At 60.7% G+C, this 15,191-nt stretch carries 10 protein-coding genes; 5 read left to right on the forward strand and 5 right to left on the reverse strand.

Annotation, left to right across the window (positions count from 1 at the left end):
- Nucleotides 1–167 precede the first annotated feature (167 nt).
- From C6Y56_RS17675 to C6Y56_RS17685, 3 genes are all read right to left on the reverse strand, one after another.
- Entirely contained in the window at nucleotides 168–3,842 is a 3,675-nt protein-coding gene (locus tag C6Y56_RS17675; RefSeq protein WP_169430973.1) for a translocation/assembly module TamB domain-containing protein, read from the reverse strand.
- Nucleotides 3,839–5,566, reverse strand: coding sequence for an autotransporter assembly complex protein TamA (locus tag C6Y56_RS17680; RefSeq protein ID WP_169430974.1), 1,728 nt, complete (start codon nucleotides 5,564–5,566; stop codon nucleotides 3,839–3,841). Before C6Y56_RS17680 ends, C6Y56_RS17675 begins: the two co-directional genes overlap by 4 nt.
- 66 nt (nucleotides 5,567–5,632) lie before the next feature.
- A complete protein-coding gene (locus C6Y56_RS17685) occupies nucleotides 5,633–6,283 on the reverse strand; it encodes a GNAT family N-acetyltransferase (RefSeq protein ID WP_169430975.1) in 651 nt (216 codons plus the stop codon).
- A 174-nt stretch (nucleotides 6,284–6,457) separates the two neighbouring features.
- Between C6Y56_RS17685 and xthA the strand changes: the two genes are divergently transcribed.
- Both xthA and C6Y56_RS17695 read left to right on the forward strand, forming a co-directional pair.
- Nucleotides 6,458–7,270, forward strand: coding sequence for an exodeoxyribonuclease III (gene xthA / locus C6Y56_RS17690; RefSeq protein WP_169430976.1), 813 nt, complete (start codon nucleotides 6,458–6,460; stop codon nucleotides 7,268–7,270).
- A 115-nt stretch (nucleotides 7,271–7,385) separates the two neighbouring features.
- Complete coding sequence (locus C6Y56_RS17695) at nucleotides 7,386–8,720, forward strand: substrate-binding domain-containing protein (RefSeq protein ID WP_169430977.1); 1,335 nt, start codon at nucleotides 7,386–7,388, stop codon at nucleotides 8,718–8,720.
- Between the two features lie 140 nt (nucleotides 8,721–8,860).
- Here C6Y56_RS17695 and C6Y56_RS17700 read toward each other — a convergent pair whose 3' ends face one another.
- Nucleotides 8,861–10,090: an acyl-CoA dehydrogenase gene (locus C6Y56_RS17700; protein WP_003223710.1), complete on the reverse strand. Its 1,230-nt coding sequence runs from the start codon at nucleotides 10,088–10,090 to the stop codon at nucleotides 8,861–8,863.
- A 189-nt stretch (nucleotides 10,091–10,279) separates the two neighbouring features.
- Here C6Y56_RS17700 and C6Y56_RS17705 point away from each other — a divergent pair, with 189 nt between their 5' ends.
- The 3 genes from C6Y56_RS17705 (at nucleotide 10,280) to C6Y56_RS17715 (ending at nucleotide 12,724) form a co-directional block, all read left to right on the forward strand.
- Nucleotides 10,280–11,224, forward strand: a complete 945-nt coding sequence (locus C6Y56_RS17705; protein ID WP_011334997.1) for a LysR family transcriptional regulator — start codon at nucleotides 10,280–10,282, stop codon at nucleotides 11,222–11,224.
- 55 nt (nucleotides 11,225–11,279) lie between these two features.
- Nucleotides 11,280–11,681 (forward strand): MerR family transcriptional regulator, encoded by a 402-nt coding sequence (locus C6Y56_RS17710; protein ID WP_007951507.1) that lies wholly within the window; start codon nucleotides 11,280–11,282, stop codon nucleotides 11,679–11,681.
- 143 nt (nucleotides 11,682–11,824) lie between these two features.
- A complete protein-coding gene (locus C6Y56_RS17715) occupies nucleotides 11,825–12,724 on the forward strand; it encodes a hydroxymethylglutaryl-CoA lyase (protein ID WP_169430978.1) in 900 nt (299 codons plus the stop codon).
- A 663-nt stretch (nucleotides 12,725–13,387) separates the two neighbouring features.
- On the opposite strand, the gene C6Y56_RS17720 is transcribed toward C6Y56_RS17715, so the two are convergent.
- Nucleotides 13,388–15,085, reverse strand: a complete 1,698-nt coding sequence (locus tag C6Y56_RS17720; RefSeq protein WP_169430979.1) for an AMP-binding protein — start codon at nucleotides 15,083–15,085, stop codon at nucleotides 13,388–13,390.
- Nucleotides 15,086–15,191: the final 106 nt, after the last annotated feature.

Raw genomic sequence — 15,191 nt, forward strand, 5'->3', positions numbered from 1 at the left:
TTAGGTTGCTTTGTAATTAGTTGACCAGCGGACTGGGGTTTTCGGGTGCCCAGGCGAATGCCTTCGCGAGCAAGCTCGCTCCCACAGAGTTGTGAACATCAAAAACCCTGCGGGAGTCAGCCTGCTGGCGATTGCACCAACTTGGTATAAAGGGAGGGAAAAGCGGGCTAGAAATCCCGCTTGTAGAAGATATCCAGCGAACTGGCCACGCCGCTGGCGGCTTCCAGGTAGACCTTCTTGCTCAGCTTGTAGCGCAAGGCGATGGTGTTGGCCGGTTCGAATACGCCGACGCCGTAACGCAGGCTGAGCTTCTCGGAGATGTTGCCGCTGGCCACCACGCTGGTGGTGTTGCCGCTGCCCTGGGTGTCGAGCTGGAAGTCTTGAATCCCCAGATCCTTGGCCAGACCGCTGGTCACCCCGGAACTGCCCATCAACCCCAGACCGAGCGCTGCTTGCGCGAGCATGTTGTTGTCTTCGCCCGTGGTGCTCAGCGGACGCCCCAGCACCAGATAGGACAGCGCCTGTTCCTGGCTCATGGCCGGTTCCGAGAAGATCTGCGTGGTCGGCTGCTCGGCGCTGCCGCTCAGGCGGATACCGGCGATCACATCGTCGGTCTGGCGAATCGCTTCGATGTCCAGATACGGCTGATCCAGTGGCCCGGCGAACAGCAGACGCGCCCGGCGCACCGTCAGGCGTTGGCCGTAGGCGCGGTATTTGCCGTCGTTGAGCCACAGCTCGCCACGGGTGTCCATGTTGTCGCCGATGTGCACGTGACCTTGCAGGTTGGCGGTCAGGCCGAACCCGGCAAAGCTCAGTTTGTCCTCGCCGACCACCACGTCGATGTCCATTTTCATCGCCAGCGGCGGTTTGCCCTCTTCGGTCTGCGCACCGACGATGATCGTGTCATCGGAGACTTTCACCGTCGATGGCGGCAATTCGCGCACGGTGATTTCGCCTCTGGGCACCAGCACCTTGCCGGCAATCGCCAGCTCATCGCCGGCCATGGAAATCTTCAGGTCCGGCGCCACTTCAAGCTTGGCGTAGGGTTCGACGGTGACCGGCAATTGCGTGCCCTTGAGCGCCAGATCCACCACCAGCGCCTGGCCCCAGGCAACATTGCCGCTGAGGCTGCCCTGCCCGGCCTTGCCGCTTTTCCAGCCGCCGTTCAGTCGCACGGTTTCCCCGGCGATCACTGCTTGCAGTTGCAGCGCCTGCAACTCCAGCGGCAGTTCCGGGCCGGACACTTCACCGTCACTGAGTTGCACGGTGCCGTTGACCAGCGGCGCGAGCAGTCCGCCGGAGATCGTGCCGCTGCCGTTCAGGTGCCCGGTGAGTTTCTCGACCATCGGCACGAACGGCCGTGCCACCGACAGATCCAACCCGCTGAGACGGAACGAGCCGTTCAGCGGTTTGTTCTTCGGCAACGGATTGAGCTGCGCCTGCACCATCAGTTCACCCAGTTTGCCGCCGACGAAATTGAGGTCGGTGTCGATGCGTTTCGGCGTGAGTTTGCTGGTGAGCTTGAGGGTCTGGTACGGGAAGTCCAGCCACTGATCCTTTTCCTTCATGCGCAAGGTGCCGCCGCTGGCGTCGATGCTGATCTGGCCGTTCGGGCCGCTGGCCGGCAGGTCCAGTTGCAGGTCGGCGTTGAGCTTGCCCTGCCAGGCGAAATCCTTCGGCAGCCACTGTGCCAGGCTTTCGATCGGGAATTGCTTGAGGTGATAACGCAGCTTCGGCTCCGGCATCAACCGCTGGTCTTCGCCACACAGGCTGGCATTGCCGGACATCCAGCAATGGGCCCCGAAGTTGATCTTGCCGTCGGCCAGTCGTTCGAGCCTGGCCGGGTTTTGCAGCTTCCAGTCCTGGCCGCCAGCCTGAATATCACCGCTGGCCAGACGACCGCGCCAGTTGCCCTTGTCCAGATTGCCGTCCAGGCCCAGCGCCAGTTTCAGCTTCGGCCCGAGCAGGTCGAGATTGAGTTTCTGGCTTTTGATGTCACCTTGGGCGCTGGCGGTCAGGGTGCCCAGCGACGTATCGCCGGCCTGGATGCCGCTGCCCTTGAGGTCGATTTTTGCCCGTTGCGCGCTGTCGAGAGTGGCGTCGAGGTTGAGGCTTTGCAGGCGATTGTCCTGGAACGCCAGTTGCGAACCTTGCAGGCCGAGCTTGCCCTGCGGCGCCTTCAGCGTGCCGGCGACATCGACCCGCCCGTTGACCTGTCCGCGCAGCTGCGGCCAGAGTTGGGCCAGACGCGGCAGCTTGATGTCGATCTGCCCGGCGAGCTTCTGTTGCAGGCTGCCCTTGCCGTTGATGCTGTTGTCGCCGAGGCGGATTTGCAGGGCATTCAGATTCCACTGCTCGCCCGCGCCGTCGGCCTTGGCTTGCAGGATCGCCGGTTGCCCGCGCAGTTTGCCCTTCAGATCGAGGTCGGCGTTGAGGCTCAGGCGCTCGTTCTTCATTTCACCTTTGCTTTTCAACGGGCCGGCCAGGGTGCCCGGCAACTCCGCAACCCAGTACGCCGGGTTGAGCGCCGACAGTTCCAGCGCAGTGTCCCAGGCGATGCCATCGGCGAACTGCACGTTCACATGGCCTTCGGCTTTACCCTGCCCGGCTTCGAGTTTCAGTTGTGGCAGGAAAATCTGCTTGAGATTGCCGCTGAACGGACTGCTCAGGCTGAACGCCCCCGCCGGTCCATCTGCGGCGGCGGCGAAGTTACCGATGTACTGACCGTCGGTGTAGGAGACTTCGCCGGTGAAGGTACGCAACGTGACCTGCGGTTCGTCGATCTCCGGATAGAGCCGGTGCCACGGAAAATCCAGCCAGTTGATAGTGGCCTGGGCACTGAGGCCTTTGCTCCAGTCGACGTTGCCGGTGAGCTTGAGGCTTTGCTTGTCGTTGGCCGTCAGGTCGAGGCCGGCAATCTGTGCGCCCTTGGCGTCGACCTTGCCCTTGAGCAATAGCGCTACCGGGCCTTTATCCGCAGGCAACGTGGCGTTGCCGAGCAATTGGTAACCGTTTTTCAGGTCGCCTTCGCCGGTCAATACCAGTTGATTCAATTGCAGGGTATCCGGCAGATCCGCGCTCGGTTTGAACGCTTCCGAGGTGATCCGCACCTTGGCCGGCAGGTTTTCCACCAGCGGTTGCAGCTCGCCGCTCAACTGGCCGTCGAGGTAGCCACGGCTGTCGGCGTGCAGGTTGAGGGTTTTCAGCAGGTCGCCGTCGACTTTGAGTGCCAGTGTCCATGGACCACTGCCCGGCGACGGCAGCGTCAGATCACCGGCAATGCTCAGCGGCCAGTTACCGGTGGGTTGCAACAGACCAGACAGCTTCAGGCTCAAGTCATCGCGTTGCAGCTTCACGCTGTCGATCTGCATGCCCTTGGCAGTCCAGTGCGCCGCCAGTTGCAGGCCTTTGAGCTGTTCGCTGCCGTTGAACAGCAGGCTGCCGACTTGCACGTCGCCCAGCTCGATGGCCACCGGCAATTGCAGGTCCGGCAGTTTGATCGGACCGCTTTCGGTGGTTTCTTCACTGGGCGGGAACTGCAGGATGACTTGATCAGCCTTGAGCTGCTCGATGCACAGCGTCATACGCGTCAGGCACAGTGGCGACCATTCGAAGATCGGCTTGCTCAACTCAACGCGGCTGCTGTCTTGCTGCCACAACAGATGATCGGCGCTCCACTGCCCGCCGAGGCGACCCTGGAAGTTGTCGACGCTCAGGCCCGGCACCACCCCCAACACCCACCGGCTGCCAGCCTGCGTTCCGAGCACAGCGGTGATGCTCAACACCATCAGCAGCACCAACGACAACAGCACCAGCGCCGATATTTTCAAACCACGCTTCACAGCTCAGGCCCCATGGAAAAGTGCAGCCGGATGCCGCCGTCATCGTCCAGCGCATGGGCCAGGTCGAGGCGGATCGGCCCCACCGGTGAAACCCAGCGCACACCGATACCGACCCCGGTCTTGAGGTTCGGCAGTTCGAGTTTGTTGAAGGAGTTGCCCTGGTCTACGAAAGTCGCGACCCGCCATTTCTCGGCGATCGAGTATTGATACTCGACACTGCCGGCCACCATGTAGCGCCCACCGATGCGGTCGCCTTTGGAGTTCTCCGGGGACAGACTCTGATAGTCGTAACCGCGCACACTCTGGTCGCCACCGGCGAAGAAACGCAGCGATGGCGGCACCGAACTGTAACCGTTAGTGGCACTGCCACCGACCTGGACACGTCCGAGAAAGCGGTGGTTGTCGAACACCGTGGTCAGGCCTTTGATCAGCGCGGTGCCATACAGCAAGTTGTTGTCCGAACCGAGGCCTTCTTTCGCCACCTTGCTTTCGAAGGTCAGGCGATAGCCGTTGTGCGGGTCGATACGATTGTCACTTTTCAGATAGGAGTAACTGATGCCGGGCATCAGCAAGGTACTCAGGCCCGAATCGTCACCGAGCTGATATTCCTCACGCTGCCATTTCAGCGAAATGACCCGTTGCCAGCCGCTGGGCAACTTGCTGTGCCATTCCGGGCCGAAGGTCAGCAGTTTGCTCAGGGTGTCGGAGCCGTCGATGTCTTCGTACTGATAACCACCGGCCCAGCGCAACTTGTCGGTCAGTGGCGGATCCAGCGGAATGTCGTAGAACAGACCGACGTTCTGCCGTGGCGCCGACAGCTCGGCCTCCCAGCCATAACTGTCGCCTTGCGGGTTGACCCAGTGACGGGTCCAGTTGGCCTTGATCCGCGGGCCGACGTCGGTGGAATAACCAAGGCCCAGGCCCATGGTGCGCGGCTTGCGGGTGTCGAGTTTGACGTCCACCGGGATCACGTCGTTTTTTGCGGCGGTCGGCGCGGCGTCGACCCGCACGCCTTCGAAATAGCCGCTCGATTGCAGGTCGCGGTTGAGTTCGGCGATCAGTTCGGAGTCGTAAGGCTCGCCCGGCTTGAACGGCACCATGCGCTGGAGCAGGTCTTCATCGAACGGCGTGTCGCCCTCGAAACTGACTTTGCCCAGCGCATAACGCGGGCCGCTTTCGTAGATCAGTTCTACGTCGGCGACCCCGGCGCGGGGATCGACCATCAATTTCTGACTGGTGAAACGACCGCTGAAGAAGCCGTAGCGCGACGCCTGGTTCTGAATCAGGCGCTTGGCGTCTTCGTAACGCCCATGGTTGAGCACCGCGCCGGGCTTGAGCACGTCGCTCTTGGGGACTCGAAAGGATTTGAGGGAGGCCGCCGGGCCGTCGACGCGCACGGTCACGTTGCGCAGGCGAATCGGCTCGCCGGGATCGATCTTCAGCACCAGACGCGGTTTTTCACCGCCCTTCACTTCGCTGTCGATCTGCGGCTGGTAGTAGCCCAAAGCCTGGGCGGCCTTGCGCGCCTGCTCTTCGGCACCGCGACTGAAGCGCTGCAAGGCTTCTTCGTCACGATCGCCGAGGCTGCCGATATAGCCTTCTATATTGGCCTTGAGTTCATCGTTGGACGGTTTGACCCGCACATCCAATTCACTTTGCGCCAGCGCCGCGCAGCTGGTTAACAGCATGAGCACGCCACTGGTAAATCTTCCTGGAAACTTCATAGGCGCGGATGCTATCACGAGCTTGGGAGCGTGATAGAGCCTTGGGGTGCGCGGAAAGTTCGACCCTCAAGCCGTTGCAGTTTGTAACACCTGCGGGTTGGCGTGGAAAAACACGTGTTCACGCACCGGGCCGACGGCGACTTCGCCGATTTCCTCGTAGCCCTGACGCTTGTAAAACTCCAGGTATCTCGGGTTGCCGGTATCGAGGATCACGCCCTGGGAGTTTTCGTCCACCGCGCACCAGTTATGTACCGCTTGCAGCAGCTGTTCGCCGAAGTGTTTGCCCTGAAATTGCGGATGCACGCCCAGCAGCGGCAGCATGTGCACCGAGTCGGTGGGCACGCAGGCTTCAACGGCGGCGTGATATTCCAGATAGCGCCGGGTGCAGCGAAAACCGGTGCTCAACACCATGCGCAAACGCCAGGCCCAGCTTTCGGTGACACCCAGTCGTCGTTGCGGCGGCGCGATCAGGGCAATGCCGATCAAGCGATCGTTGACCAGCAGGCCGATGGCCGGCAGATCCTGCAGGAAATGCTGTTTGACCAGTTCCCGCACCGTGGCGCGCACGCGTTGTTCGTACCCCGGACGTTCGGCCTCGAACAGGTAAGCGAAAGTCGGCTCGTGACGATAGGCCTGATACAGCAAGGAGCGCGCTTCACGGGAATAGCCGCGGTCGAGCATGTGGATGTCGGCGATGGCGGTCGAGGTTTCAGGCATGACGGTGATTCTCCCTGGACGGAACTCAACAGGCCCCGTTCTTGTTATACGAGCCTTGGGCTGAAGGGATCGTTCCCACACCCGAAAGACATTAGCAGCGCATATGGACTACCGCCACGCTGGCCCAGATCCTACATGTCAGCTAGCATCGCCCTTTTGCCAGGACTGCCGACCATGAAGATCGTTTCCTTCAACATCAACGGACTGCGGGCTCGCCCGCATCAGCTGGCGGCGCTGATCGAAAAGCATCAGCCGGACGTCATCGGCCTGCAGGAAACCAAAGTCCACGACGACCAGTTCCCGCTGGAAGACGTACGGGCCCTGGGTTATCACGTGTATTTCCACGGTCAGAAAGGTCATTACGGCGTTGCCCTGCTCTCGCGCCAGGAGCCGATTGCCGTGCACAAGGGCTTTGCCACCGATGAAGAAGACGCGCAGCGGCGCTTTATCTGGGGCACATTCGCCGACGCCAACGGCGTGCCGGTGACGATCATGAACGGCTATTTCCCACAGGGCGAAAGCCGCGACCACCCGACCAAATTCCCGGCCAAGCAGCGCTTCTACAGCGATTTGCAGGCGTTGCTGGAAAGCCAGTTCCACAATCAACAGCCACTGGTGGTGATGGGCGACGTGAACATTTCCCCGGAAGACAGCGACATCGGCATTGGCCCGGACAACATGAAGCGCTGGCTGAAAACCGGTAAATGCAGCTTCCTGCCGGAAGAACGCGAATGGATGGCCCGCCTGAAAAACTGGGGCCTGACCGACAGCTTCCGTCACCTGAACCCGGACGTGACGGACATGTTCAGCTGGTTCGACTACCGCAGCCGCGGGTTTGAAGACGAGCCGAAGCGCGGTCTGCGCATCGATGTGATTCTGGCGTCCCATGGCTTGCTGCCACGGGTGAAAGCGGCCGGCGTTGACTATGAATTGCGCGGGATGGAAAAGCCTTCGGATCATGCGCCGATCTGGCTGGAATTGAGCTGACCCGCTTGAAGCAGAAGATCACGGCCGGCGGTTGTGATCTTCTGTCCTGTCATCTTTCAGCAACCTAACTGACTTAATCTCCCCGGCAATCCCCTTGGCTGCAATCGGTGCCGGCATGACCCTGCGTGTTCTGTTCGTCTTTCTCCTGAGCGGCTGGCTGCAGGTTTCGGCCGCGGCGTTACCCATTCCCGAGAACGGCCCGGCCTTGCGCATCCAGGGTTCCAACACCATTGGTGCGGCGCTGGGTCCGGCATTGGTGGAAGGCTTGCTGCAAGATCAGGGGCTGTTGAAAATCCACAGCGAAACCCCGGACACCGCCAACGAACAACGGGTCGTCGGCCTCACGGCTCAAGGTAAGCGGGTCGTGGTGGAAATCGCCGCCCATGGTTCCAGCACCGGTTTCACCGCTCTCAAAAGCAAAAGCGCCGATCTGGCCGCCTCCTCCCGTCCGATCAAGGACAGCGAACTCGCTAGCCTGCTACCTCTCGGTGACCTGAAAAGCCCCGGCGCCGAGCAAGTCATCGCCATCGATGGTCTGGCGATCATCCTCCATCCCGACAATCCGCTGAATCAACTGAACACAGAACAACTGGCGCGAATCTTCAGCGGCGAGGCGAAGACGTGGGAAGACGTCGGCGGCAAGGGTGGGACGATTCATTTATATGCGCGGGATGATCAGTCCGGCACCTATGACACGTTCAAGGAACTTGTCCTCAGCCGTCGTGGGAAAACCCTGAACAGCTCGGCGAAACGTTTCGAATCCAGCGAGCAATTGTCCGACGCCGTGAGCGCCGATCCCCAGGCCATCGGTTTTATTGGTTTGCCCTATGTGCGCCAGGCCAAAGCCGTGGCGATTGTCGACGGGCAATCCCAGGCCATGCTGCCACTGGCCAGCCTGATCGCCACCGAAGACTATCCACTGTCTCGGCGCTTGTTTTTCTATTTGCCACCCGACAATCAAAATCCGTGGGCCGCAGCCTTGGTGGATTTTGCGCAAAGCCGCCAGGGCCAGGCGATTGTCGCGGCCAACGGTTTTATCGCCCAGACCGTGCACGCCATCTCGGTCACGCCCAATGCGCTGATGCCCGAGGGTTATCAATCCCTCAGCCGGCACGCCCAGCGTCTGACCGTGAACTTCCGCTTCGAAGAAGGCAGCGCCAGCCTCGACAACAAGGCCCGGCAGGATCTGGCCCGGGTGTTCGACTATATAAAGCACCACGACAAGACCGACCGCGCGGTAACGCTGGTGGGATTCGGCGACGCCAAGGACGACCCGGCCCGGGCGGATTTGCTGTCGAAGCTGCGGGCGATGGCGGTACGCCGGGAGTTGGTGAAAAACGGCGTGGTGTTGCGCGAAGTGCGCGGGTTTGGCGCGCTGATGCCGGTGGCGACCAACAGCGGGGATGAAGGCAGGATCAAGAATCGGCGGGTTGAGGTTTGGGTTTACTGAATTTGTTGGTGATGCGTTGAACGAGCAGGCCCCATCGCGAGCAGGCTCGCTCCCACATTAGATCTCCAGTGAACACAAAGTGTGTGGACACCAGCGAACCCGTGGGAGCGAGCCTGCTCGCGATAGCAGGCACCGCGGTCTTAATGACCGCTACGCAGCATTTCCTTCGGCACGTACTTGCCGATCTCGAACTTGCCGATCGCCGCGCGGTGCACTTCGTCCGGGCCGTCGGCCAGGCGCAGGGTGCGTTGCATGGCGTACATGTAGGCCAGCGGAAAATCGTTCGACACCCCGGCCCCGCCATGGATCTGGATCGCCCGGTCGATCACCCGCAACGCGACGTTCGGTGCGACGACCTTGATCTGCGCGATTTCGCTCTTGGCGACCTTGTTACCCACGGTGTCCATCATATACGCCGCTTTCAGGGTCAGCAGGCGCGCCATGTCGATCTCCATCCGCGAGTCGGCGATCTTGTCGACGTTACCGCCCAGGCGCGCCAGCGGTTTGCCGAACGCGGTACGGCTTACCGAACGTTTGCACATCAGTTCCAGTGCACGCTCGGCCATGCCGATCGAACGCATGCAGTGGTGAATCCGGCCCGGGCCAAGGCGACCTTGAGCGATTTCGAAGCCGCGTCCTTCACCGAGCAGGACGTTTTCGTACGGCACTCGCACGTTGTCGAACAGCACTTCGGCGTGGCCGTGAGGTGCGTCGTCGTAACCGAACACCGGCAGCGGGCGGACAATCTTCACGCCGGGGGTGTCGACCGGCACCAGGATCATCGAGTGCTGGGCGTGGCGCGGAGCGTCGGGGTTGCTCAGGCCCATGAAGATCAGGATCTTGCAGCGCGGATCGCAGGCGCCGGAGGTCCACCATTTCTTGCCATTGATGACCCACTCGTCGCCATCGCGCACGGCACGGGCGGCCATGTTGGTGGCGTCGGAGGACGCGACGTCAGGTTCGGTCATGGCAAACGCCGAGCGGATCTCGCCGCGCAACAGCGGTTCAAGCCAGCGCTGCTTCTGTTCTTCGTTGGCGTAACGCACCAGCACTTCCATGTTGCCGGTGTCCGGCGCCGAGCAGTTGAACGGCTCGGGACCGAGCAGCGAACGGCCCATGATTTCTGCCAATGGCGCGTATTCGAGGTTGGTCAGGCCGGCGCCGAGCTCCGACTCAGGCAGAAACAAATTCCACAGCCCTTCAGCTTTCGCCTTGGCCTTGAGCTCTTCCATGATTGCGGTCGGCTGCCAGCGGTCGCCCTCGGCAACCTGCCGTTCGAACACGGCTTCGGCCGGGTAAACGTAAGTGTCCATGAACGCGGTCACGCGCTCACGCAGTTCTTGCACCTTGGGCGAATAAGCGAAATCCATGAGCAATTACCTTTTTTCGGCAGGTTGTTTAAGTCATGCAATCGATGCTAGAACAGCGTTGATAATTTACCTAGCCTATTCTCGGCGTGTATAAACATTCATCACCGATATATGATTGGTTGATTTTCCTGGCCGCCCTGACCCGCGCCATTCACCTATAACAAGCCCCTATAACAAGAGAGCCGCGTAATGAATCTGAGCAAGGTCGACCTCAACCTTTTCATCGTCTTCGACGCGATCTACACCGAAGCCAACCTGACCCGCGCCGGGCAGATTGTCGGCATCACCCAGCCAGCGGTGTCCAACGCCTTGGCGCGGTTGCGCGAGACCTTCAACGACCCGCTCTTCGTACGCACCGCCCAGGGCATGGTGCCGACGCCCATGGCGCAGAACATCATCGGCCCGGTGCGCAACGCGCTGTCGCTGCTGCGGGTATCGGTTCAGGAAAGCCGGATTTTCAACCCATCGCAAGCGGTCAAGACCTACCGCATCAGCATGACTGACCTTACCGAAGCGGTGATTCTGCCCCCGCTGTTCCAGCGCCTGCGTCGGCTGGCACCGACGGTGATCATCGAGAGTTTCCTGTCCAAGCGCCGGGAAACCACAAAGGAACTGGCCGCCGGGCGCCTCGATTTCGCAGTGGATGCGCCGCTCAACACCGACCCGCAGGTGCGTCACGTCAAGCTGATGGAAGACCGTTACGTCTGCGCGATGCGCAAGGGTCATCCGCTGGCGACCAAGGAAAAATTCACACTCGACGATTACCTGTCGCTGACCCACATTCATATTTCCAGCCGGCGCAGTGGCCTGGGCCATGTCGATCTGGCGTTGGGGAAGATGGGCATCCAGCGCAAGATCGCCCTGCGCTCGCAGCATTACCTGATGGCTTCCCAGGTGTTGCAGCAGACCGACATGGTGATGACCGTGCCGGAGCGTTTCGCCCGTCGCCATGATCTGCATGCGTTCAATCTGCCGGTCAACGATGTGCCACCGGTGGAAACCCATTTGTACTGGCACGAAAGCACCGATCAGGACCCGGCCAACCGCTGGATGCGCGAGCAGATGATCGAGTTGTGCCAGCAAGTGACAGCGCACGAGAAGAAGCTCGACAAGCTGCAGGCGCCCGCCACTTGACGTAAACGTCAACCTGCCATTAGCTTAGCGCCAAGACCCTTCTTCGAGCGCTTTCATGAGCAGCCAGACCTACAGCATTTCCGACCTCGCCCGCGAGCTGGACATCACCACCCGGGCGATCCGTTTCTATGAAGAACAAGGCCTGCTCAGCCCCGAGCGCCGAGGCCAGGAACGTATCTATTCGCCACGCGACAAGGTCAGCCTGAAGCTGATCCTGCGGGGCAAGCGCATCGGTTTTTCCCTGGCCGAGTGCCGCGAGCTGATCGAGCTCTACGACCCCTCCAGCGGTAACACCAAACAACTCAACAGCATGCTGGCGAAAATCAGCGAACGCCGTGAACAGCTTGAACAGCAACTGCTGGACATCGAACAGATGAAGCTGGAACTCGACACCGCCGAAGAACGCTGCGTGCAGGCGCTGGAGCAGACGCTCAAGAGTCAGCAAGTCGCGCAGTAACAGCCACAATTCATCTCCTGTGGGAGCGGGCTTGCCCGCGAATGCGGTGTTTCAGAATCAGATTTGTCGGCTGACACTCCGCCTTCGCGAGCAAGCCCGCTCCCACAAGGGTTCCGCAGGAATTCAAACAGCAGGTCAACGCCATGTCCCTCCCCTCCCAAGTACGCCTGATCGAAGTCGGCCCGCGTGACGGCCTGCAGAACGAAGCCCAGCCCATCAGCGTCGCCGACAAGGTGCAACTGGTCGACGCGTTGAGCGCCGCCGGCCTCGGCTATATAGAAGTCGGCAGTTTCGTCTCGCCCAAGTGGGTGCCGCAGATGGCCGGTTCCGCCGAGGTGTTCGCGCAAATCCAGCGCAAGCCCGGCGTGACCTACGGCGCGCTGGCGCCGAACCTGCGCGGCTTTGAAGATGCGCTGGCCGCCGGGGTCAAGGAAGTCGCGGTGTTTGCCGCTGCGTCCGAGGCGTTCTCGCAGCGCAACATCAATTGCTCGATCAGCGAAAGCCTGGCGCGGTTCACGCCGATCATGGAGTCGGCGAAACAGCACGGCGTTACCGTGCGCGGTTACGTGTCCTGCGTGCTCGGCTGTCCTTATGAAGGCGAGGTCGCCCCGGAGCAAGTGGCGGTGGTAGCCCACGAGTTGTACGCGATGGGCTGCTATGAAGTGTCGCTGGGCGACACCATCGGCACCGGCACCGCGGGCGCGACCCGCCGGCTGTTCGAAGTGGTCTCGAAGGAGGTGCCGCGAGAGAAACTCGCCGGCCACTTCCACGATACCTATGGCCAGGCCATGGCCAACATTTACGCCAGCCTGCTGGAAGGCATCGCGGTGTTCGACAGCTCGATCGCCGGCCTCGGCGGCTGCCCGTACGCCAAAGGCGCCAGCGGTAACGTCGCCACCGAAGACGTGGTGTACCTGCTCAACGGCCTGGGCATCGAGACCGGTATCGACCTCGACGCCTTGATTGCCGCCGGCCAGCAGATCAGTGCGGTGCTGGGTCGCCCGACCGGTTCGCGCGTGGCCAAGGCCCGTAGCGCACAGTGAGGGGATGGTGTTACCGCCGAGTGCGAAACGTGGGCGCAAGCGAGTAACACGGAAACAAATTGTCTGGTTTAGCCTGAAGGAAAAATCCCTCAAAAATCTCAAACCATTGATTTACAAGGGTTTTGAAAAGTTGGCACGGCTTCTGCTATCTCTATGGCATAACAAGAATAAAAAGCAGCAAACCAATAAAAATAAGACGTACCGACTCTGACATAACAAAAACAACACGGCAGAGACGCAGCTAACAGATTTTTTTGGAGAAGGTGTGCTTTTCAGGGTGTTCCTCGGAATGACCCGCAACCGGGCAGAGAACAATAAAACTACCTTCAGGTAGCTCCCGAATCGGTTGGATCGCTAGACGAGAAAGTAGATCAGCGCTCAAAAAAATACGTTTGCTCTTGACCCCGGATGGGGGTCGCCAAAAACAGCGGTAAAGGGCCACGGTTGCCAAAAACAACAACAGACCGACCCTCAATAATAAAAAGAGCACGCGACGACAAAATTAAAGGGGAGCTTCGGCTCCCCTTTGTGCTTCCTGTGATTCCTGTTTTCACCGCCGCCATGTGGGAGCGGGCTTGCTCGCGAATGCGTCAGGTCAGCCAACATGCTTGGTGAATGGCACACTGCATTCGCGGGCAAGCTCGCTCCCACATTTGATCTGTGTCAGGCGTGCTTTTCGCGTAATTCTTCGATACTGATCTCACGCATCCGGAATTTCTGGATCTTGCCCGTCACCGTCATCGGAAACTCCTCCACAAACTTGAAGTAACGCGGCGTCTTGAAGTGGGCGATGCGCTCCTTGCACCACGCTTGCAGTTCTTGTTCGGTCGCGCTGTGGCCGGGGTGGAATTTGATCCAGGCGACGATTTCCTCGCCGTAACGCGAGCAGGGAATGCCGATCACCTGCACGTCCGCCACCGCTGGATGGGTGAAGAAGAACTCTTCCAGTTCACGCGGGTAAATGTTTTCGCCGCCACGGATGATCATGTCCTTGTTGCGGCCGGCGATGCACACGTAACCCTCGTCGTTCATGCTCGCCAGGTCGCCGGTGTGCATCCAGCCTGCTGCGTCGATGGCTTCGGCGGTGGCATTCGGGTTGTTCCAGTAGCCGAGCATCACGCTGTAGCCACGGGTGCACAGTTCGCCGATGGTGCCGCGCGGTACCGGGTTGCCGGCCTCGTCGATGATTTTGCTTTCGAGTTGTGGCTGGGTGCGGCCGACGGTGGTGACGCGCAATTCCAGTTCATCGGATGGGCCGGTCTGCAGCGAGACCGGGCTGGTTTCGGTCATGCCGTAGGCGATCTGCACTTCGCTCATGTGCATTTCATTGATGACCCGGCGCATCACCTCGATCGGGCAGGTGGCGCCGGCCATGATCCCGGTTCGCAGGGTCGACAGGTCGAACTCGGCACGCTGCGGCTGATCGAGCATGGCGATGAACATGGTCGGCACACCGTACAGCGCGGTGGCCTTTTCTTCGGCGACGGTGCTCAGGGTCAGCAGCGGATCGAAGGCGTCGTTGGGGTAAATCATCGTGCTGCCGTGGGTGATGCAGCCGAGGTTGCCCATGACCATGCCGAAGCAGTGATACAGCGGCACCGGGATCACCAGCCGATCAGCGGCGGTCAGGCCGAGGCTTTCGCCGACCATGTAACCGTTGTTGAGGATGTTGTAATGACTGAGGGTCGCGCCCTTGGGGAAACCGGTGGTGCCGGAGGTGTACTGAATGTTGACGGGCTGATCGAAGTGCAGGCTGTCGCTGCGTTCACGCAATTGTTCTGGAGAGACACTGGCGGCCAGATCGGCCAGTTGCGACCACGGGAGAAAACCCGAAGGCGGCTGTGAATCGAGGCTGATCAGGCCACGCAACTCCGGCAGGCGCTCGCTGCGCAGTTCGCCGATGGATTGCTCGGCCAGTTCCGGCAGCAAGCCTTGCAACATGCCGTGATAGTTGGAGCTCTTGAACGCCCCGGCGCAGACCAGCCATTGGCAACCGGATTGCTTGAGCACGTATTCGAGTTCGGAGCTGCGGTAGGCCGGGTTGATGTTGACCAGAATCACGCCGAGCTTCGCGGTGGAGAACTGAGCGATGCACCACTGCGCGCAGTTCGGTGCCCAGATGCCGAGCCGATCACCGGCCTGCAAACCCAACGCCAGCAGGGCTCTGGCATGCACGTCCACCGCGTCGGCAAGTTGCCGCCAGGTGTAACGCAGCTGCTGATGGCGCACCACCAGCGCCTCGCCGTCCGGGTACTGCGCGACAGTTTCGTCGAACTTCTGCCCGATGGTCATCGCCAGCAAGGCTTTGTCCTGGGAACCACGGGTGTAGCTGCGCTGCGGGTTTGCACTGGGTTGATCCATGACGACCCCTATTGTCTTTATTAGTGGGTGTTGGACCGGAGCCATATGAGCTCCGACCATTCAGAACTGGCCCTACTCTCGCTCAAGTTGACGTTAACGTAAAGGG

This window comes from Pseudomonas fluorescens, assembly GCF_012974785.1.
GTDB classification, from domain to species: Bacteria; Pseudomonadota; Gammaproteobacteria; order Pseudomonadales; family Pseudomonadaceae; genus Aquipseudomonas; species Aquipseudomonas fluorescens_BT.